This window comes from Blastomonas sp. UPD001, from assembly GCF_003426715.1.
Classification (GTDB): domain Bacteria; phylum Pseudomonadota; class Alphaproteobacteria; order Sphingomonadales; family Sphingomonadaceae; genus Blastomonas.
The window spans coordinates 2,019,645-2,020,571 of record NZ_QKVT01000001.1; the positions used below are offsets into that span (position 1 = coordinate 2,019,645).

At 67.9% G+C, this 927-nt stretch carries 1 protein-coding gene; it reads right to left on the bottom strand.

What is annotated here, in order from left to right:
- The coding region (locus DM995_RS10240; RefSeq protein WP_232824497.1) for an AarF/UbiB family protein at positions 1-927 on the bottom strand (927 nt) is incomplete at both ends.

Consider the following 927-nt stretch of genomic DNA (forward strand, 5'->3'; position numbering starts at 1 on the left):
GTCGCGACGCCCTCGACCATCACCATCGTCTTCTGCAGCAGCAGCAGGTGCGGCTGGGTCTTCATGTCGAAATCGCGGGTGATCGCGAACAGCCCGTCGAGCATCTGCCCGACCGACAGCTCGCTCACCGGCTTGCCGCGCATCGGCTCGCCCACCGCGCGCAGCGCGGTCGCGAACTCGTCGACATTGTGATAGCTCGGCACATACTGCGCCTCGAAATGGATCTCGGCGACGCGGCGGTAATTGCCTGTGGTCAGCCCATAGAGGATTTCCGCCAGCCAGAAGCGCGCCTGGCGGTTGATGCGGCCCATGATGCCGAAGTCGATCGCGACGATCGTGCCGTCCGGGGCGACGAACAGATTGCCCTGGTGCATGTCGGCATGGAAAAAGCCGCCCGCGATCGCCTGGCGCAGAAAGGCGAGCACCAGCCGCCGCGCGAGATCGGGCAGATCGTGCCCGGCCGCGATCAGCGCCTCGCGGTTCGAAATCTTGATGCCGTCGATCCATTCGAGCGTCATCACCGTGCCGCAGGTGCGGTCCCAGTCGATGGCAGGAACGCGATAGCCGGGATGGCCGTCCATCGCGCTGGCGAGCTCGGACGCGCTCGCCGCCTCGCGGCGCAGGTCGAGCTCGCGCAATGTCCAGCGCTTGAAATTGGCGATGGTGAGCTGCGGGCGCAGGCGGCTCGCCTCGCCGCCCAGCGATTCCAGATGCGCGGCGGCCCATTCATAGGTCTCGATATCGCGCGCGAAATTCCGGCGCACGCCGGGGCGCAGCACCTTGATCGCGACATCGCGCCCGTCGGTGGTGCGCCCGCGATGCACCTGCGCGACGGAGGCCGCGCCCACCGGCACCGGCTCGACGAACGCGAAGAACTTCTCGAGCGGGCCGCCCAGCCCCTGCTCGATCTCGGCGCGGATGTCCTCG